The sequence below is a fragment of the Streptomyces sp. NBC_00536 genome (assembly GCF_036346295.1).
Classification (GTDB): Bacteria; Actinomycetota; Actinomycetes; order Streptomycetales; family Streptomycetaceae; genus Streptomyces.
Genome location: NZ_CP107819.1, coordinates 6,092,088 through 6,111,420 on the forward strand (window position 1 = coordinate 6,092,088; position 19,333 = coordinate 6,111,420).

Below are 19,333 nucleotides of genomic sequence, written 5' to 3' on the forward strand. Positions count from 1 at the left end.
TCGGGGGGCGGTTGCCGGGGAGGGGATCCAATGACGGAGCAGAAACCCGACGGGGCCGATGGGGTCGACGGGGCCAAGGGGGCGGCCGCGCCGCCCGGTCCGGCCGCCGCGCCGCCCGCCCAGCCGACCGTGGAGCAGGCCAGGATGGCCCAGCACTGGGAACGGCAGCGGTACTGGGAGGCGCAGCAGGCCGCCCGCCAGGCGGAGCGTCTGGCGAGGAAGCGGGCCAGGGCCGACGGCTGGTCCACCGCGCTGCGGCCCGCCGAGCCGGCGCCGATCCGCACCGGTACCTTGATCGCCGCCCTGGTGAGCGGCGTCGCCGCCGCCCTGCTGCTCGGTGACGGGGTCGGTCCGGGGCTGCTGATCGCCGCCGTGCCCGCCGTCGCCGCGGCCTGCGTCGCCGCGCGCGCCGCCGGGCGCCGGCCCAGGCCCTGGACCCTGGTGTGGGCGGTCGGGAGCCTCGCGCTGCTCGTCGTACCGGCGCTGCGGGAATCCGCCTGGCCCTCCACGCTGGCGGTCCTCGCCGCGATCGGGCTCGGCGCCCTCGCCCTCTCCGGCAGCCGGACCTGGCCGGGGGTACTGCTCAGCCCGCTCGGGTTCCTCGAAGCGGCGCCGACCGGGCTCCGCTGGGCGTGGCAGGGGCTGCGGGCCCGCCGCGGCGGGAACGGCCGCGACTGGTGGCCCGTTGTCAGAGCAGGGGGAGTGGGGCTCGCCCTGCTGGTGGTCTTCGGCACCCTGTTCGCGTCCGCCGACGCGGCCTTCGCCGATGTCCTCGGCGGGCTGGTCCCCGAGGTGTCCGGCTCGGACGGTCCGGTCCGGGTGCTGCTCTTCGTGCTCGGGGTGGTCGTGGCCCTCGCGGCCGCCCGCGCCGCCGGGGCTCCGCTGCGCTGGGACCGGGTCACTGTGGCCGCCGGGAAGCCCCGCTCCCGGGTGGAATGGGCCCTTCCGCTGGTGCTGCTCGACCTGCTCTTCGCCGGCTTCATCGGCGTCCAGCTCGCCGTCCTGCTCGGCGGGTACGACAAGGTGAAGGAGCGCACCGGGCTGCTCCCCGCCGAGTACGCCCGGCAGGGCTTCTGGCAGCTCCTGTGGGCCACCGTGCTCACCCTCGTCGTGATCGGCCTCGCGCTGCGCTGGGCGCCGCGTTCCGGACCCGGGGACAAGCGGCTCGTCCGCGGGGTGCTGGGCGCCCTGTGCCTGCTCACGCTGGTCGTGGTGGCCTCCGCGGTGCGCCGCATGGACTTCTACGTGCACGCCTTCGGGCTGACCCGGCTGCGGGTCTCGGTGGTCACGATGGAGCTGTGGCTCGGGGTGGTGATCGTACTGATCATCGCGGCCGGGATCTTCGGTGCGCGGTGGCTGCCGAGGGCCGTGATGGCGAGCGCGGGGGTGACCGTACTCGTCTTCGGCCTGCTCTCGCCCGACGGGATGATCGCGGAGAGCAATGTGACCCGCTTCGAGGAGCAGGGCGAGATCGACCTCGCCTACTTCCAGTCGCTCTCCGCGGACGCGGTCCCCGCCCTCGACCGGCTGCCGGAACCGGAACGATCCTGCGCGCTGCGCGGGATCAACAACGATCTGGCCGCTGAGGGCGAGGTCCCGTGGTACGGGATGAGCCTCGGCGACCGCCGGGCCCGGGAGATCCTGCGCGAGCGTCCCGTGAAGGTCCTGTACGACACCTGCGCGGGGCTCGGTACGTCCACGGTCCGCCCGGCCGACGGATCCGGCGGGCGGTGACCGGCTGCCGTGGGACCGTACGCGATGTCCGTCGGGGACGTCCGTACGGTCCCACGGCGCGGCGGCGCCGCGGGTGCCGGGCGGGGGCTCAGGCCGCCGGGCCCGCCTTCGCGGCCGCGCCGTTGAGGGCTTCCAGGTCGCTCTTGCGGACGCGGATCACCAGCGTCGCCGACAGCAGGGCGAGGACCGCCATGCCCACGGCGGCGATGAACGCCGTGGAGATCCCCTGGGCCAGCACCGCGTGCCCCCAGACCCCGGGCAGGCGGCCGGTCTCCTTGAACGCGGCCAGCTGACCGGGGTCGGCGTGGGCCAGGAAGTCCGGGACCTGCTTCTGCGCCTCGGTGCGGCTGGCGGTGCCGAAGACGGTGACCAGGATGGAGAGGCCGAGCGAGCCGCCCACCTGCTGGCTGGCGTTGAGCAGTCCGGAGGCCGCACCCGCTTCCTTGGGGGCCACCCCGGAGACCGCGGTCAGGGTGAGGGTGACGAAGTTGAGGCCCATGCCGAAGCCGAAGAGCAGCATCGGGCCGAGCACCCCGGAGAGGTACGAGGAATCGGTACGGATGAAGGTCAGCCAGGCCAGACCGCTGCCGACCAGCGAGGAGCCGAGGACCATGAAGGGCTTGGGGCCGTAGCGCGGCAGGAACCGCTGGGAGAGTCCGGCGGCGGTGACGATGGCGACGGTCACCGGCAGGAAGGCGAAGCCGGATTCGATCGGGCTGAAGTCCAGGACGTTCTGCACGAACTGGACGATGAAGAAGAACATCCCGAACATCGCCGCGGCGAGGCCGAGCATGATCAGGTAGGTGCCCGCACGGTTGCGGTCGGCGAACATCCGCAGGGGCGTGATCGGTTCGCGCGCCCGGGACTCGACGAGGGCGAAGAGCACGAGCAGGACGACGGCGGCGGCGAAGGAGCCCAGGGTCAGGCCGTCGCGCCAGCCGTTCTCGGAGGCGCGGATGAACCCGTAGACGAGCGAGGCCATTCCGCCGGTGGAGGTGAGGGCGCCCGCGAGGTCGAAGCGGCCGGGGTGGCGTTCGGACTCGGTGATGTACAGCGGGGCGAGGACCGCGATCAGCACGCCGATGGGGACGTTGACGAAGAGCACCCAGCGCCAGTTGAGCCACTCGGTGAGCATGCCGCCGGTGAGCAGGCCGATGGCGCCGCCACCCGCGGAGACGGCGGCGAACACCCCGAAGGCCCGGTTGCGCGCGGGTCCTTCGGCGAAGGTCGTGGTGATCAGGGCGAGCGCGGTGGGGGAGGCGATGGCCCCGCCGACTCCCTGGAGGGCGCGGGCCGCCAGCAGGTGCCAGGGTTCCTGGGCGAAACCGCCGAGCAGGGAGGCCAGGGTGAAGAGCAGGATTCCGGCCATGAACACGCGGCGCCGGCCGAGGATGTCGCCGGCCCGGCCGCCGAGCAGGAGCAGGCCGCCGAAGGTCAGGGTGTAGGCGCTCAGGACCCAGGAGAGGTCGGTGGTGGAGAAGGCCAGGGCGTCCTGGATGTGCGGAAGGGCGATGTTCACGATGGTGGCGTCGAGGACGACCATGAGCTGGCACGCGGCGATGACGGCCAGTGCCACGCCTGGCCGGCCCTCGCGCCGGGCGGCCCCCGGTATCCGAGGCGCGGCGAGTTGCGGACTTGTCACTGAGGATCCCCCCAAAGTGAAATAGTGAACGCATTCGTTCACTGCGGGTCCACGGTAGGAGCTGCGATCTAGTGAACGCAAGCGTTCACTAAGGCTGAAAACGTGTGCGACCGGCGTGTGGGCCGGGCGGAGGTGGCGAGAGTGATGGGTTCGCGCTGGTCAGCGGAGTCCCAGGGGCGCAGGCGGGGGCCGGAGCTGGACCTGGCGATTCTCGACGCGGCCCTGGAGCAGTTGAGCACCGTTGGCTGGAACGGGCTCACGATGGAGGGGGTGGCCGCCCAGGCCCGTACCGGCAAGGCGGCGGTCTACCGGCGCTGGCCCTCGAAGGCCGATCTGGTCGCCGACGTGCTGCGGGCGGGGCTGCCGCCGCTCGGCGAGATCCCGGACCACGGGTCCATCCGTGAGGACCTCGTCGTGCTGTGCCGGGGCCTGCGGGACGCGATGAATTCACGGGCCGGGACGGCTCTTCGCTCCGTGCTTCACGAATGCGACAACGCGAGCGCGGACCGGTTCCACGAGCTGATCCGCACCGGGCTGAACGAGCCCTCCCACCGGCTCTTCCATGCCCTCGTACAGCGCGGAATCGAGCGGGGCGATGTCCGTCCGGACGCCACCGGAGGCTTCGTCGCCGATGTCATTCCGGCGATCATGATGTACCGCTCGAAGGTGTGCGGGAGCGAATGGGAGGACCCGGACATCCGGGAAATGATCGACCAGGTGCTGGTACCGCTGCTCAGTGCGTGAGCCGGCACCGGCCCGGGGTGTGCAGGCGGCGCCCGGCGGCGTAACCTTGCTGGCGCCATGCCGTACGAAGCACCCACACACGCCGTCGAACGCTCCCTCCGCGCGACCACCGGCGCCAAGGTCGTAGCCGGGGTCGACGAAGTCGGACGAGGGGCCTGGGCCGGACCCGTCACCGTGTGCGCGGCCGTCACCGGTCTGCGCCGCCCGCCAGAAGGCCTCACCGACTCCAAACTGATCACCCCCAAGCGTCGCGACAAGCTCGCCGTCGTCCTGGAGGACTGGGTGACGGCGCACGCCCTCGGGCACGCCTCGCCCGAGGAGATCGACGCACTCGGGATGACCGCCGCGCTGCGGCTCGCCGCGGTGCGCGCCCTGGAGGCCCTGCCGGTGCGGCCCGACGCGGTGATCCTCGACGGCAAGCACGACTACCTCGGCCCGCCCTGGCGGGTCCGTACGGTGATCAAGGGCGACCAGTCCTGCGTCGCCGTCGCCGCGGCCTCCGTCATCGCCAAGGTGTGGCGCGACCGGATGATGGCCGGACTCGGTGAACCGGGTGACGGCATCGAGGACTTCGCCTTCGGCGCCAACGCCGGATATCCCTCGCCCGTGCACCGGGCGGCGCTCGAGGAGCGGGGGCCCACCGTGTACCACCGGCTCTCGTGGTCCTACCTCGACGCGCTGCCGCAGTGGCGCCACCTCAAGAAGGTGCGCCGCAGCGAGGAATCGCTCGAACTGGAAAACGGAGGCCAGCTCGGCTTCGAATTCTGATCGCACTGATGTGCAGCCCGCCGGTACGTTGCGTACCGGTGTTTGAAAGATGCCAACTCCTGCCTCTCACCACCGAGGAGCCTCAGATTCACGAGAGTGCCCAGGGTCCCCGCGTCACGCCGGCCGCGAGCCGCACCGCGCAGACCCCCCGCCCCGTACCTGGTCCGCGTCCCGTCGCCGTACCTCGGCCCGGGCGTCCCGGTCCGGTCCGGCCCGCTCCGCCCGCACAGCGCGTGCCGCAGCAGGCCACCCCCGGAACCCCCTCCGTCACCCCGGCCGCGCCCGCGGCCCCCACCGCACCGTCGGTCTCCGCCGCGGTGCCGCAGATCCAGCTGATCCCGGCCTCGGCCGAGGGCGCGCTGGACGCGGCCGAAGAGGCCGTGGACCTGCTGCTCGACACCGGCCGCGCGCCGGGCGACATCCTGGTGCTCACCAGCGGCGACCCGCACCCGTGGGCGGCGCACGAGCTGTCCTTCGGCGAGAGCGCGTACTGGGCCCAGCAGGACGCCCGGGACGACGTCTTCTACGCGGACGCGGCGCACGTACAGCGCGCCGCCGCCCGCCCGGTCGTGGTCTTCGCGGCCAACGGCGGACCGGCCGACGCCATCGTGGCGGCCCTGCCGGTCGCGCTGACGCGTGCCGGTGCGCTGCTGGTCGTGTGCGGCGACCCGGAGCGGATCAACTCCGTCCTGGGCGCGAGCGTCTGACGTCCCGCCACCCGCCCGCCCGTCCGCGTGCACACGCGGGCGGGCGGGTACGGGCGTACGGGCGGCGGCGGCTCAGCGCGCGGCGGTGCGCCGCATCGCCTCGGCCGCGCCCCCGCCGGTGCGCAGCGTCAGCGGAGCGGGATCCGAGCCGACCTCGCCGATCCGGACCGGCCGGGAATCCGAACTGGGCTGCCGGCCGCCCCGGCCCTCGCCGAGCACCTGCCAGCCGTCCCGGGTCAGGGTGATGTACGCGCCGCAGCGCAGCCCGTGCAGGGTGCAGGCGTCCCGCAGCCCCCACATCCAGGCCCCGTCCTCCTCGGTCCACCGCTCGTCGCCGTCGCGGCAGTAGAGCAGCACCGCGGTGCGCACCGGGGTCCGTCTCCTCAGGTCGTGCGGAAGCACCCGGCGCATCCGTGCGAGCAGCGCGTTGCGGTACTCCCAGCCGTCGGCCGACACGGCCCGCTGGACGAACGAGGCACTGGCCACCAGCCGTTCCTCGGGGCCGAGCACGGCGATCACCGCCGTCGAGGGGCCGGGACCGTGGCGGGAGTGCAGCCCGCTGACGAGCTCGCGCGGATTGCGCAGCAAGGGGATCCCGGCGGCGGTCCATTCGGCGGGTTCCAGCAGTCTGCCGTGCCGGCTGGCGCCGCCGGTGATCATGGCCGGCGAGGTGATCGCGGGCGGGGCGAATCCGAAGGTCACGGTCCTCCCTTCGGGTTACGCGCGCCGCTGACGGGCACGGCTGGGTTGCGGGCGCGCCGCAGCGCGGCCTTCAAGAGTGCCGACGAGCCGAGCGGGAACACTCCGATTCTCGCGCGGCCCGTGAGCATGCGGCAACGAGCAATTGGCGTCGCGGACCGTAATTGGCCGGTATGCCGTTCATATTCTTGCCCAGTCACGCCGTCGATGACGCATCCGGTACCGGCCGGACCGCTGGTACCAGCGGAAACACCTCCGTCCGGAAATGGGCTGGTCGGCCGTCCGGAGTCCCCCTGTTCTCGCATGTCGGCCGTGCGGGCCGGGTGGATTCGCCGATTGTCGGTGGGATCGGGTTGCATGGGGCCATGGACAACCTGGAGCTCCGCACTGAAGCCGATGCCATCCTCGCTGAGCTGGTCGGTGCCCCGGGGGGTTCCGCGCGGCTGCGGGAGGACCAGTGGCAGGCCGTCGCGGCCCTGGTGGAGGAGCGCCGCCGGGCGCTGGTGGTGCAGCGCACGGGCTGGGGCAAGTCGGCGGTCTACTTCGTCGCCACCGCACTGCTGCGCAGGCGCGGCTCCGGGCCGACGGTGATCATCTCTCCGCTGCTGGCGCTGATGCGCAACCAGGTCGAGGCGGCCGCGCGGGCCGGGATCCAGGCGCGCACGATCAACTCGGCCAACCCGGAGGAGTGGGAAACCATCTACGGGGAGGTCGAGCGCGGCGAGACCGACGTCCTCCTCGTGAGCCCCGAACGCCTCAATTCCGTGGACTTCCGCGATCAGGTACTGCCCAAGCTCGCGGCCACGACCGGTCTGCTGGTGGTCGACGAGGCCCACTGCATTTCCGACTGGGGCCACGATTTCCGCCCCGACTACCGCCGGCTGCGCACGATGCTGACGGAGCTGCCGGAGGGCGTACCGGTCCTGGCCACGACGGCCACCGCGAACGCGCGGGTGACCGCGGACGTGGCCGAGCAGCTGGGCACGCACGGCGAGGACGCCCTGGTCCTGCGCGGACCGCTCGACCGGGAGAGCCTGCGGCTGGGGGTGCTGGAGCTGCCGGACGCGGCGCACCGGCTGGCGTGGCTGGGGGACCGGCTGGGGGACCTGCCGGGTTCGGGGATCATCTACACGCTGACGGTGGCGGCGGCCGAGGAGGTCGCGGCGTTCCTGCGGCACCGCGGGTATCCGGTGGCTTCGTACACCGGGAAGACGGAGAACGCCGACCGGTTGCAGGCGGAGGAGGATCTGCTGGCGAACCGGGTGAAGGCCCTGGTGGCGACCTCGGCGCTGGGAATGGGATTCGACAAGCCGGACCTGGGGTTCGTGGTGCACCTGGGGTCGCCCTCGTCTCCGATCGCCTACTACCAGCAGGTGGGGCGTGCGGGGCGTGGTGTGGATCACGCGGATGTGCTGCTGCTGCCCGGGCGGGAGGACGAGGCGATCTGGGCGTACTTCGCTTCGGTGGGCTTCCCGCCCGAGGAGCAGGTCCGGCGCACCCTGGACGTACTGGCCCAGGCGGGCCGCCCGCTGTCGCTGCCGGCGCTGGAGCCGCTGGTGGACCTTCGGCGCTCGCGCCTGGAGACGATGCTGAAGGTCCTGGACGTGGACGGCGCGGTCAAGCGCGTGAAGGGCGGCTGGACCGCCACCGGGCAGCCGTGGGCGTACGACGCGGAGCGGTACGCCTGGGTCGCGAAGCAGCGGGCGGCGGAGCAGCAGGCCATGCGGGACTACGTGGGGACCACGGGGTGCCGGATGGAGTTCCTGCAGCGGCAGCTGGACGACGAGAAGGCGGTCCCGTGCGGCCGCTGCGACAACTGCGCCGGGCCCTGGCTGGAGGCGGTCGTCTCGCCCGTGGCCCTCGCGGCGGCGGCCGGTGAGCTGGACCGGCCGGGGGTCGAGGTCGAGTCCCGCAAGATGTGGCCGACCGGGCTCGCCGCGGTCGGCATGGACCTGAAGGGCCGCATCCCCGTGGGCCAGCAGGCCGTCACCGGGCGCGCGCTGGGCAGGCTGTCGGACATCGGCTGGGGCAACCGGCTGCGCCCCCTGCTGTCGGCGCAGGCCGTGGACGGGCCGGTGCCGGACGATGTGCTGGCCGCCGTCGTGACGGTGCTGGCCGACTGGGCGCGCTCGCCGGGCGGCTGGGCCAGCGGTTCCCCCGACGCGGTGGCGCGGCCGGTGGGGATCGTCGCCATGCCGTCCCGTACCCGGCCGCGGCTGGTCGCCTCACTGGCCGAGGGGGTGGCCCGGGTCGGCAGGCTCCCGCTGCTCGGCAGCCTCGCCTACACCCCGGAGGCCGGCGAATACGCGGCGCACCGCAGCAACTCCGCCCAGCGGCTGCGCGCCCTGGCCGCCTCGTTCGCCGTGCCCGACGAACTCGCCGCGGCCCTGGCCGCCGCCCCCGGCCCGGTCCTGCTCGTCGACGACTACACCGACTCCGGCTGGACCCTGGCCGTGGGCGCACGCCTCCTGCGTCAGTCCGGTGCGGGCGGTGTGCTCCCGCTCGTCCTCGCGCTGGCCGGGTAGCCGAACGGCCCACGGGAAGCGCCTGCGATCGTGCACATAAAGCGAGGATAAAGATGAGACTTCTTTGGGAAGTCGCAGATGCGTCTGTTTTGAGCCACACGGCAGAAATCGCCCCTGCCGGGATCCGCGGTGGGGCATTCGGTGCGGACGGCCGAACGGGCCATGGCCGCTCCAGGCCTGGCCAGGGAGCCTGTCGTCGCGCGGGGGACCGAATGCCGGGCCAGGGTTCCCGAGTGGGTGGTTCCGGCCAGCATAGGGGTACAAAGTAGGGGTACTCCCCGCCTTGATCGTTCTGCTAGAAATGTCTTACCGAAACGCGCGCACGGAAGTGGCGGAAGGGTTCGAGCCGTCGAACGGGCGCGCTGCATCTGGGGCTTGAACAGGGAGTTTCAGTCCGTTGAATAAGCAAGAAACTAGCCTCTGGGTTCGCCGCTACCACGCTTCGGACGAAAGCCGGATCCAATTGGTCTGTCTGCCGCACGCCGGCGGCTCGGCCTCCTTCTACTTCCCGATGTCGCAGTCGATGGCTCCGGCGGTGGATGTGCTCTCGGTGCAGTACCCCGGCAGGCAGGACCGCCGGGACGAGCCCGGGATCGTCGACATCGGCGCCTACGCGGACGCCCTGACCGGGCAGCTCGTACCGTGGCTCGACCGCCCCCTCGCGTTCTTCGGCCACAGCATGGGCGCGATCCTCGCCTTCGAGGTGACGCGCAGGCTGGAGCGGGACCACGGCGTCACTCCGGTGCGGATCTTCGCTTCCGGCCGGCGCTCGCCCTCCAGTTACCGCCACGAGACCGTCCACCTGCGGGATGACGACGGAATCGTCGCGGAAATGCGGGAACTCAGCGGAACCGACGCGAAGATTCTCGGGAACGAGGAAATCCTTCGCATGGTGCTCCCCGCGATCCGCAGCGACTACACCGCCATCGAGAACTACCGTGCCGCGCCGGAAGACGTCGTGCGCACTCCCGTCACGATGCTGACGGGTGACGCGGACCCGAGGACCAGCCGGGAAGAGGCGGAAGCCTGGAAGGCGCACACGACCGGCGGATTCAACATCCACAGTTTCCCCGGCGGCCATTTCTTCCTGGCGAATCACCAGGAAAAGATCATGGAAATTATTTCGGAGGAAATCGCCGCGCCGGCTCGAATGGTGTGAGCTGAGCGCTGTCGACCAGGCCGGGGAAACCCGGCGCGCCCCGTGCCGACCTCCACCGCAGTGGAGGAGCCGCGAAGCCGAATGACCAACGGCCGACCGGTGGTGACCGAACGGGGCAGGCCGTGAATGACGGCCCGCCGGTGCGCACCGTGCACCGGCACACCAAGCGGTGCGGCGGCGCCTTCGGCGGGCGCCCACCGGGCCCGTTGCGAAGTCCTCGCAAGTCGTGCAGTTCGGGGGAAGGAAAATCTGTGGCGGGTAGGCTTGTCGAGCGCGAGAAGCAGCTGGAGACGCTGAAGGAATTACTCGGCAGCGCAATCCGCGGCCGGGGGCGGGTCGCCGTCATCAGCGGTGCAGTCGCCGGCGGGAAAACGAGTCTGCTGGAAATCTTCACCGAAGAGGCGCTCGCCGCGGGCGCGCTGGTGCTCGAAGCCGCGGGCTCCCGGGCGGAGCGCTATCTGCCCTTCGGAATTCTGCGCAGGATCCTCGACAGCGCGGCGCCCCTGTCGCCCGAAGTCCACGCCTACGCCACCGAGCTGCTGGACCGCGTGTCCACCGGGACGACGGACGCCGAAGGCGCCGTCGAGGCCGGCATGCGCGTCCTGCCCCATGTCGCCACCGCGCTCTTACGGATGGCCAGGGACCGGACCGTCGTCATCGCCATCGACGACGTCCACCACGGTGACGCGCTCTCCCTCGCCTTCCTGCTGTGCCTCGCCCGCCGCGTGCGCCAGGCGGGCGTCCTGATCGTGCTCACCGAAGCCGTCCGGCTGCGGTCCGCGCAACTCGCCTTCCACGCCGAACTGCAGCGCCAGCCCAACTGCACCAGCCTCCGGCTTCCCCTGCTCACCACGAGCGGCACCGCGGGCGTCCTCGCCGACCACTTCTCCCCGGCCACGGCTGGGCGGCTGTCCGCCGAGTGCCAGGAGACCACCGGCGGCAATCCGCTGCTGGTCAGGGCGCTGATCGACGACGGACTCACGGCGCTCGGAGACAGCGAGCCCTTCCAGCGGCTCGCCCCCGGCGACACCTTCGAACGCGCCGTGCTCGACTGCCTGCACCGCGGCGACCCCGAACTGCTCACCGTCGCCCGGGGCGTCGCCGTACTGGGCAGCGCCTGCTCCCTGGTCCTGCTCAACCGGATCGTCGACCTGCACGCCAAGGCCACCGAACAGGCCCTCCAGGACCTCAGCCGGTGCGCCGTCCTGCGCCACGGCTCCTTCCGCGACCCCGCGGCCCGCACCGCCGTCCTGGAAGCCACCCCGCCCGCCGCGCTGTCCGCACTGCACCTGCGCGCCGCGAGACTCCTGCACCAGGAGGGTGCGACGGCCCTCGACGTCGCCCGCCACCTCCTCGCCGCCCGCAAGAACGTCGAGGAGTGGGCGATCCCCGTCCTCCAGGAGGCGGTCGAGTACGCCCTCGTCGAGGACGAGCACGAACTCGCCCTGCGGTGCGGGGAACTGGCGGTCGCCTCCTGCGCGGAGGGCCCCCGGCATGCCGCCCTCAAGTCCCGGCTGGCGTGCATCGTCTGGCGCAGCAGCCCGGCCGCGGCCGAGGGGCATCTGCGGCAGCTGTCCCGCGAGCTCGCCGCCGGCCGGCTCGCCGATCGCGATCTCGTCCAGTCCGTGTCGCTCCTGGCGTGGATGGGCGAGTCCCGGGGCGCGGGCGAGGCGGTACTGCAGCTGCAGAAGGCCGACGGCGAGGCCGAGGCGGCCGGACGGGCGCCCGCGTACGACCCGGGCACGCTCGCCGCCGCCCAGAGCTGGCTCTCGTTGGTCAGTCCGCCGGCCCGCGACCTCTTCGACGCCGTGGAACCGCGGCGGACAACGCTGTCAGGGGCGCCGGGGGCGCTGCCCGTCGCGGGGCCCGAGTCCGTCCCGTACGACATGTCCGACAACGCCTACGTCCAGGCCGCGGACGCCGTCCGCACGGCCCTGCGCGGCGGGACCCAGGCGGAGGCCGCCGTCAGCAAGGCCACCCGGGTGCTCCAGCGCTACCACCTCAGCGACCGCACCCTCCAGCCGCTCGTCTTCGCCCTCCTCGCCGTCATCTACGCGGGTCGCCTCGACCTCGCCTCCGCCTGGTGCGAACGGCTGCTCGGCGAGTGCTCCGCGCGCAACGCCCCGACCTGGCAGGCCGCCCTCGGCGTGGTCCGGGCCGAAATCTTGCTGCGCAAGGGCGATCTGCCCGGCGCGGCCGCCCAGGCCCGGCACGCCATGTCCCGCATCTCCCTGCAGAGCTGGGGCGTGGGCATCGCGCTGCCGCTGGCCATCCTCGTCGAGGCCGAGGTCCAGATGGGCGACCACGAGGAGGCGATGAGCCTGCTCGAACAGCCGGTGCCGCAGGCCATGTTCGAGACCCTCACCGGCCTGCACTACCTCAGGGCCCGGGGCCGCTGCCACCTGGCCACCGGCCGCTACCACGCCGCCGTGCGGGACTTCCTGAACTGCGGCGAGCTGATGCAGGCCTGGGGCATGGACGCGGCGGAGCTGGTGCCGTGGCGGCTGGATGTCGCCGAGGCGTGGCTGGCCCTCGGCAACGTCGCGCGCGCGAAGGAGTACACCGAGCAGCAGAAGCAGCGCGAGACGGGGCCCGTGGGCAGCCGGACGCGTGGCTTCCTGTTGCTCACGCTCGCCCACACCGGCGGCGACCTCACGCTCCGGCTCAAGCGGCTCATCGAGGCCGTCGAGACCCTGGAGGAGGGCGGGGACCGGCTCCAGCTGGCGGTGGCGCTGGGGGAGCTGGGCCGCGGCTACCGGGCGCTGGGCGATTTCAACCGGGCCCGGATGCTGGTGCGCAAGGCCTGGCACGTCGCCAAGTCCTGCGGCGCCGAACCGCTGTGCCAGCAGTTCATGCCGGGCCAGGTCGACGGCGGCGAGGCCGGTGCGCAGAGCGGCGGCCGGGAGGCCGAGCCCCTCAGCGAGGTCGAGGTCCTGTCCGAGGCCGAGGCGCGGGTCGCACTGCTGGCCGCGCGCGGCCACACCAACCGCGAGATAGCGACCAAGCTCTACGTCACGGTGTCGACGGTCGAGCAGCATCTGACGCGCATCTACCGCAAGCTGAAGGTGAAGCGGCGCCGCGATCTGCCCGCCCGGCTGTCGGACATGAGCCTGCCGAGCATCGCCTGAGCGCGCCCGGCGCCGGGAGCGCGGCGCCCGCCGCCCCCGGGCCGGTCCGGACCGGCCCGTCAGGACAGCAGGCCGAGCTTCAGCGCCTTGATCACCGCGGCCGTCCGGTCCGAGACCGACAGCTTCTTGAACGACCGCAGCAGATGCGTCTTCACCGTCGCCTCGCTGATGAACAGCTGACGGCCGATGTCCGCGTTGGTCAGCCCGAGGCTGACCAGCTGGAGCACCTCGCGCTCACGGTCCGACAACGCGGGCGGCTCCACCACCCGGGCCCGGAACAGCTTGGGGGCCAGCGACGGCGTCAGGACCGTCTCACCGCGGGCCGCCGCCTTCACCGCCTGCACCAGTTCGTCGCGTGAGCTGCCCTTGAGCAGGTAGCCCGCCGCGCCCGCCTCCACGGCCCGCAGGATGTCGGTGTCGCTCTCGTACGTCGTCACGATCACCACCTTGGTGGCCGGAGCGGCGCGCAGCAGGTGGCCGGTGGTCTCCACCCCGTCCATCCCGCCCATCTGGAGGTCGAGCAGCACGATGTCGGGAGCCAGTCTGGTGACCATCGCGATCGCCTCCTCGCCCGAGTCGGCCTGCCCGACGACGCTCACGCCGTCGGCGGACCGCAGCATCGAGCTCAGCCCCTCCCGTACGACCGGATGGTCGTCGACCAGCATCACGCCGATCGTCTTGTCAGCGCTCATCGGCTGCCTCTCCACTCGTGGGCACGGGCACCGTCACCTCGATGGTGGTGCCCTGCCCGGGGCTGCTGACCACGGTCGCCGCCCCGCTGATCTCGTGTGCGCGGGTCTGCATGCCGCGCAGCCCGCTTCCCCGCTGGTCCCCGGTGACGGTGAACCCGGGTCCGTCGTCCCGTACGAGCAGCCGCACGGTGTCCTGTTCGTACACGAGCCGGATCTCGGCCGTGCGTGCCTTCCCCGCGTGCTTGCGGATGTTCGCGATGGCCTCCTGGAGGGAGCGCAGCAGGACCACGCTGAGCGCCATCGGCAGCTCCCGCTCGGCTCCTTCGACGGTGACGTGCGCCCGCATGCCGGTCTGCGCCGTCAGGCCCTCGGCCTGCCGCCGCGTCGCCTGCACCAGCGAGGACTCCTGCAGTGCGGGCGGGGTGAGTTCGGTGACGAACTCGCGGGCCTCCCCGAGGCTTTCGCGGGCCACGCGCCCCGCGAGCGCCAGATGCGCCCTGGCCCGGTCCGGGTCGGCCGTGAAGTCGGTCTCGGCGGCCTGGACGAGGCTGATGATGCTGGTGAGGCCCTGGGCGAGGGTGTCGTGGATTTCCCGTGCGAGCCGCTCGCGCTCGGCGGAGACCCCCGCCTTGCGCGACAGCCGGGCGACCTGCGCGCGGTTGCGGTGCAACTCCTCGATGAGTTCGGCCCGGTCGCGGCTCTGCCGGGTCACGCGGGTGATCCACAGCCCGAGCATGACCGACAGGGCGATGCCGAGGAGCGAGGTGGGCAGGACGGCCAGGATGTCGCGGCTCAGGGTGCCGCCGCGCAGCCACACCACGATGACCGGAACCAGGTTGGCCAGCGTGACCACGGCGATCGCCGGCGAGGTCGCGAGGCTCATCATCAGCATCGGGACCACGGCGAACAGGGCGAACGAGGCGGCGAGGTCGAAGACCACGGCCACCGCGAACAGCACGAACAGGCCGACGGAGAAGACGACGCTGCGCCGGACCGGCCCCTGGCCCTGGTGGATCATCGTGCTGCGTCCCAGGGCCGCGTACCAGGGCACGGCCGCCGTCAGCGCGGCCATGGCCACGGCCCGGTGGACCTGCTCACCGGCGGAGGTGAACAGCAGCATGGTGGTGACGGCGTACGAGACCGCGAAGAGGGCGTCCCACAGGCCGAACCACCGGGTTCCCGCCTCGGGCGCGTGGTCCTGGACGTCTGTCGCCTGCGCCGTGCGGGTTTCAGTGCTCACCGGACAAGTCCTATCACTTCGGCCGGGCGCGGTACGAGGGCGGCCCGGCGGCGTCCGCCGTGTCCGCCGCGTCCGCCGTGTCCACCGGTCGGTTGACAGCGGAACCCACTGGTCGGTTGTCCACGCGTCCCACCCCCGCCCCCTAGCGTTGCAGGTGAGAGGAAAGAAGTGACCGCACTGCCGGACGACAGGCACTGCCGAAGTGAGGAAGAGGTCCCTCCCCTGAGCCCGTTCTTGAACGCACTGATCGCCGGCGGGACGATCCTGGCCGGCATTCTGTCGACCGACCTCGGCACCCGCCGCGTCACCACCCTGCGGATGCTGCCCCCGCTCCTCGCGGTCGCCGTGACCCTCGCGCTCTTCGTGCACACGCTGCCGGTCGACGGCAATGACCCCTCCCTCCAACTGGCGGGCATCGGCGCCGGTATCATCTGCGGACTGGCCGTCACGGCGCTCCTCCCCGCCCACCGCGGCGCCTCCGGTGAGGTCCGCACCAAGGGCGCTGCCGGTTACGCGCTGGCGTGGACCGCGCTCTCCGCCTCGCACGTGCTCTTCGCCTACGGTTCACAGCACTGGTTCAGCGAGGGCATCGTCCGGTTCAGCACCGACTACAAGCTCAGCGGACAGGCCGTCTACTCCAACGCTTTCGTCTTCATGGCCCTGGCCATGGTGCTGACGCGGACCGCCGTGCTGCTGAACAAGCGCCGTCGGCTGCCAGAGGTACGGACCCCCGCGGCCGACAACACGTCCCCATACCAGGCGAGTTCCGCCAACACGCACTGACATGACGGAGCGTCAGATCCGGCTTGGGTGCAAGATCGTCTCAGAACTAGGGTGAAGCAGTGAAACACATGCAAGATGTCAGGCTCAGGCCCCCGCGCAATCGTGTCGAAGCCCGGGCAGTGGGATGGTGGACGCTCCAGTCCTCGATGTTCGCCCTGCCCCTGCCGATCGTCTTCGGCGTGCTGTATCTCTGCATCCCGCCCGCCAGGCCGTTCTTCGGCTGGGCCTTCCTGATCTCGCTCGTACCGGGCCTCGCCTACATGGCCGTCATGCCGGTCTGGCGCTACCGGGTGCACCGTTGGGAAACCACCGACGAAGCCGTCTACGCGGCCTCAGGCTGGCTCTGGCAGCAGTGGCGGGTCGTGCCGATGTCCCGCATCCAGACCGTGGACACCCTGCGCGGGCCCCTCCAGCAGCTCTTCGGCCTCTCCGGCATCACCGTCACCACCGCCTCCTACTCCGGCGCCGTGAAGATCAAGGGAATCGACCACCGGACCGCGCAGCACGTGGTCGAGCACCTCACCAGGGTGACCCAGGCCACGCCCGGGGACGCGACATGAGCCACGACACCGAACACTGGGCGGCCACCGGGACCCCCCACGGCGCCGCCGAAGACCCGCAGTGGAGCAGGCTCAGCCCCCGGCTGCTGCTGGTCAACCTGAGCATGCTCGCCGGACCGCTCGCCCTGTTCGCCGTCACGGTCGCCCTGACCGGCGCCAACCTCCAGGCCCTCATCTCGCTCGGCTCCCTGCTGATCGTCTTCCTGGTCATCACCGGGATCAGCACGATGCGGCTGCTGACCACCCGCTACCGCGTCACCGCCGACCGGGTCGAACTTCGCTCCGGCCTGCTCTTCCGCAGCCGCCGCTCGGTCCCCGTCGACCGGGTCCGCAACGTCGACGTCGAAGCCAAGCCGATGCACCGCCTCTTCGGCCTCACCTCGCTGCGCATCGGCACCGGCGACAACTCCGCGTCCAGCCGCAAGCTCGCCCTCGACGGCATCACCAGGCGCCAGGCCAGGCAACTGCGCAGGCTCCTCATCGACCTCCGCGGCAGCGGGCGCGCCACCGGCCAGGACGAAGACGTCACCATCGCCGAGATGGACTGGGCCTGGCTGCGCTACGCGCCCCTCACCATCTGGGGCGTCGGCAGTGTCCTCGCCGGCGTCGGCACCGCCTACCGCATCCTGCACGAGATGAAGGTCGATCCCCTCGAACTGGGCATCGTCAAGGACATCGAGGACCGCTTCGGTTCCGTACCCCTGTGGTTCGGCATCCTCGTCGCCGTCGTGATCACCGCCGCCGTGGGCGCCGCGGTCTCCACCGTCACCTTCGTGGACGCCTGGACCAACTACCGTTTGGAGCGCGAGCGGGACGGTTTCTTCCGCATCCGCCGCGGACTGCTCATCTCCCGCTCCGTCACCATCGAGGAGCGCAGGCTGCGCGGCGTCGAGATCGCCGAGCCCATGCTGCTGCGCTGGGCGGGCGGCGCCGCTCTGAGCGCCATAGCCAGCGGCCTCAGCAGCACCGACCAGAACCGCAACCGCGCCTCCCTCACCCCGCCCGTGCCCCGGGACGAGGCCCTGCGGGTCGCCGCCGACGTCCTCGCCGAGGAAGGGTCCCCGACGGAGCTGACCAAGCTCGTACGGCACTCCCGCGCCGCCCTGCGCCGTCGGATCAACCGCGGCCTGCTGGTCCTCGCGGCCGTCGTCGCGGTCCCGCTGGGCCTGGGGCTGTGGCTCACCCCCGTCCTGGTGCACACCGCCTGGATCACGGCGCTCGTCGGCCTGCCGGTCGTCTTCGTCCTCGCCAACGACGCCTACCGCGCCCTCGGCCACGGAATCCGCGACCGCTACCTCGTCGTCCGGGCCGGCACCTTCACCCGCCGCACCGTCGCCCTCCAGCGGGACGGCGTCATCGGCTGGAACATCTCCCGCTCCTACTTCCAGCGACGCAACGGACTCCTCACCATCGGCGCCACCACCGCGGGCGTCGGCTGCTACAAGGTGCGGGACGTGTCCGTCGGCGCCGGCCTCGCCTACGCCGACGAGGCCGTACCCAGGCTGCTCGCCCCGTTCATCGAACGGGTCCCGCGCGGCTGACCCCTCAGACCAACTGGCGCACCCCCGAGAGGTGGAGGGGCGGTACCCCCGTGCCGCCCCTCCACCTCGAACCCTCCCCCTCGACCCCTCCCCCTCGACTCCTCCCCCTCGAACCTGTCGCCCCGCACACACGGCAGGGGCCGTACCCGGAAACGATGTCCGGATACGGCCCCTGCCGCTCGTCCTTCCCGGGCTCAGCCCGCCAGCTCCTCCAGCCTCGGCACCAGCGACACCGGAGAGGGCATCGACCGGATCTCCTCGCGCACCTCGCGGGCGGCCGCCGTCATCTTCCCGTCCGACAGCAGCTGTACGAGGACCTCCGCGCCGAGGTCATCGGCCGTACCGAGCAGACCCGCACCCCGGTCCCGTACGGCCTCCGCGTTGATGTGACGGTCCGCTCCGTCCGGCAGGACGAGCTGCGGCACACCCGCGTTCAGCGCCGCCAGCGTCGTGCCCGCACCGCCGTGGTGCACCGCCGCGTCGCAGGTCTGCAGCAGCGCCGTCAGCGGCACCCACCCCACGGCCCGGACGTTGGGCGGCAGTTCGCCGAGCGCCGTCGTGTCCACATCGCCCAGCGCCAGCACGAACTCCGCGTCCACCCCGGCGGCCGCCGCCGCGAGCCGCTGCACCGGCCCCAGACCGTTGATGTGCACCGAGGCCGTGCCGAGGGTCACCCCGACCCGGCGCCGCCCCGGCTCCTCCAGCAGCCAGTCCGGCAGCACTGCACCGCTGTTGTACGGGACCGGCCGCATCGACCAGCCGTCCCGCTCGGGCTCCGCCATGCTCGGCGGCGCGATGTCGATCGTCGGGACCCGGTCGGCCACCCGGTCCACGCCGTGCCGCGCCATCGTCTCGGTGAGCATCGACACCGTCAGCTCGCGCAGCTGCGTACCCCGCGCGAAACCGAAGTTGTGCTGCACGGCCGGCACACCGAGGCGCGCCGCCGCGATCAGACCGGACACGAAGATCTGCTCGAAGACGATCAGATCGGGCTTGAAGGCGTCGGCGGTCCGCACGATGCCGTCCGCCAGGTGGTTGTTGAGGTGGGCGAAGAGCGTCAGCCCGTCCATCGGGTCGACACCGCCCGGACCGCGCAGGCGGGCCATCAGCTCGGCGGCCGTCGACTGGAGGAAGTCCTCCAGATGGAAGCCGGGGGAGACATCCGCCACGTGCAGACCGGCGTTGGCGGCCTCCAGGGCGTCGCCCGCGCTGGCGACCAGCACCTCATGGCCGGCCGAGCGCAACGCCCAGGCCAGCGGAACTATGGGGAAAACGTGGCCGATGGCCGGATAGGACACAAACAGTACGCGCACAGGAAACGCGCCTCCTTGGGTGGCTTTGTATTTTCCAGGCCGGTATGGTCGAGATGGAATAGTGTGGGTATTCTTGCAATTACCGGCCTCGACAGCGC

Annotated in this window: 15 protein-coding genes; 10 read left to right on the top strand and 5 right to left on the bottom strand. The window is 72.0% G+C overall.

Annotated elements, in window-relative coordinates:
* The first annotated feature begins 30 nt into the window (after positions 1–30).
* Positions 31–1,734 carry a DUF4153 domain-containing protein gene (locus tag OHS33_RS27170; RefSeq protein ID WP_330333020.1) on the top strand — a complete coding sequence of 568 codons (1,704 nt, stop codon included), beginning with the start codon at positions 31–33 and terminating at the stop codon, positions 1,732–1,734.
* A gap of 88 nt (positions 1,735–1,822) precedes the next feature.
* On the opposite strand, the gene OHS33_RS27175 is transcribed toward OHS33_RS27170, so the two are convergent.
* Positions 1,823–3,376, bottom strand: a complete 1,554-nt coding sequence (locus tag OHS33_RS27175; RefSeq protein WP_330333021.1) for an MFS transporter — start codon at positions 3,374–3,376, stop codon at positions 1,823–1,825.
* Positions 3,377–3,517: 141 nt separating this feature from the next.
* Here OHS33_RS27175 and OHS33_RS27180 point away from each other — a divergent pair, with 141 nt between their 5' ends.
* From OHS33_RS27180 to OHS33_RS27190, 3 genes are read left to right on the top strand one after another with little or no spacing between them, the layout of a single operon-like run.
* Positions 3,518–4,120 (top strand): TetR/AcrR family transcriptional regulator, encoded by a 603-nt coding sequence (locus tag OHS33_RS27180; protein WP_330333022.1) that lies wholly within the window; start codon positions 3,518–3,520, stop codon positions 4,118–4,120.
* Positions 4,121–4,177: 57 nt separating this feature from the next.
* On the top strand, positions 4,178–4,888 hold the full coding sequence (locus OHS33_RS27185; RefSeq protein WP_330333023.1) for a ribonuclease HII: 711 nt from the start codon (positions 4,178–4,180) through the stop codon (positions 4,886–4,888).
* Between the two features lie 59 nt (positions 4,889–4,947).
* Entirely contained in the window at positions 4,948–5,595 is a 648-nt protein-coding gene (locus OHS33_RS27190; RefSeq protein WP_330335229.1) for a hypothetical protein, read from the top strand.
* Between the two features lie 72 nt (positions 5,596–5,667).
* Here OHS33_RS27190 and OHS33_RS27195 read toward each other — a convergent pair whose 3' ends face one another.
* A complete protein-coding gene (locus OHS33_RS27195) occupies positions 5,668–6,297 on the bottom strand; it encodes a hypothetical protein (protein WP_330333024.1) in 630 nt (209 codons plus the stop codon).
* A gap of 362 nt (positions 6,298–6,659) precedes the next feature.
* Here OHS33_RS27195 and OHS33_RS27200 point away from each other — a divergent pair, with 362 nt between their 5' ends.
* The 3 genes from OHS33_RS27200 to OHS33_RS27210 all read left to right on the top strand — a co-directional run bounded on the left by OHS33_RS27200 (position 6,660) and on the right by OHS33_RS27210 (position 13,106).
* Positions 6,660–8,819 (top strand): RecQ family ATP-dependent DNA helicase, encoded by a 2,160-nt coding sequence (locus tag OHS33_RS27200; RefSeq protein ID WP_330333025.1) that lies wholly within the window; start codon positions 6,660–6,662, stop codon positions 8,817–8,819.
* A 397-nt stretch (positions 8,820–9,216) separates the two neighbouring features.
* The gene (locus tag OHS33_RS27205) at positions 9,217–9,978 is read left to right on the top strand and encodes a thioesterase II family protein (protein ID WP_330333026.1); all 762 of its coding nucleotides are present in this window, start codon (positions 9,217–9,219) and stop codon (positions 9,976–9,978) included.
* 251 nt (positions 9,979–10,229) lie between these two features.
* Complete coding sequence (locus OHS33_RS27210) at positions 10,230–13,106, top strand: helix-turn-helix transcriptional regulator (protein WP_330333027.1); 2,877 nt, start codon at positions 10,230–10,232, stop codon at positions 13,104–13,106.
* A gap of 59 nt (positions 13,107–13,165) precedes the next feature.
* Here OHS33_RS27210 and OHS33_RS27215 read toward each other — a convergent pair whose 3' ends face one another.
* Positions 13,166–13,798, bottom strand: a complete 633-nt coding sequence (locus tag OHS33_RS27215; RefSeq protein WP_330333028.1) for a response regulator transcription factor — start codon at positions 13,796–13,798, stop codon at positions 13,166–13,168.
* The gene (locus OHS33_RS27220; RefSeq protein WP_330333029.1) at positions 13,788–15,038 is read right to left on the bottom strand and encodes a sensor histidine kinase; all 1,251 of its coding nucleotides are present in this window, start codon (positions 15,036–15,038) and stop codon (positions 13,788–13,790) included. Before OHS33_RS27220 ends, OHS33_RS27215 begins: the two co-directional genes overlap by 11 nt.
* Before the next feature lie 234 nt (positions 15,039–15,272).
* Here OHS33_RS27220 and OHS33_RS27225 point away from each other — a divergent pair, with 234 nt between their 5' ends.
* From OHS33_RS27225 to OHS33_RS27235, 3 genes are all read left to right on the top strand, one after another.
* Positions 15,273–15,821 (top strand): hypothetical protein, encoded by a 549-nt coding sequence (locus OHS33_RS27225; protein WP_330333030.1) that lies wholly within the window; start codon positions 15,273–15,275, stop codon positions 15,819–15,821.
* A 68-nt stretch (positions 15,822–15,889) separates the two neighbouring features.
* Positions 15,890–16,381: a PH domain-containing protein gene (locus OHS33_RS27230; protein ID WP_443065471.1), complete on the top strand. Its 492-nt coding sequence runs from the start codon at positions 15,890–15,892 to the stop codon at positions 16,379–16,381.
* On the top strand, positions 16,378–17,922 hold the full coding sequence (locus OHS33_RS27235) for a PH domain-containing protein (protein WP_330333032.1): 1,545 nt from the start codon (positions 16,378–16,380) through the stop codon (positions 17,920–17,922). The genes OHS33_RS27230 and OHS33_RS27235 overlap by 4 nt, the downstream gene beginning before the upstream one ends.
* A gap of 194 nt (positions 17,923–18,116) precedes the next feature.
* Here OHS33_RS27235 and OHS33_RS27240 read toward each other — a convergent pair whose 3' ends face one another.
* Complete coding sequence (locus OHS33_RS27240) at positions 18,117–19,235, bottom strand: nucleotide disphospho-sugar-binding domain-containing protein (RefSeq protein ID WP_330333033.1); 1,119 nt, start codon at positions 19,233–19,235, stop codon at positions 18,117–18,119.
* Positions 19,236–19,333: the final 98 nt, after the last annotated feature.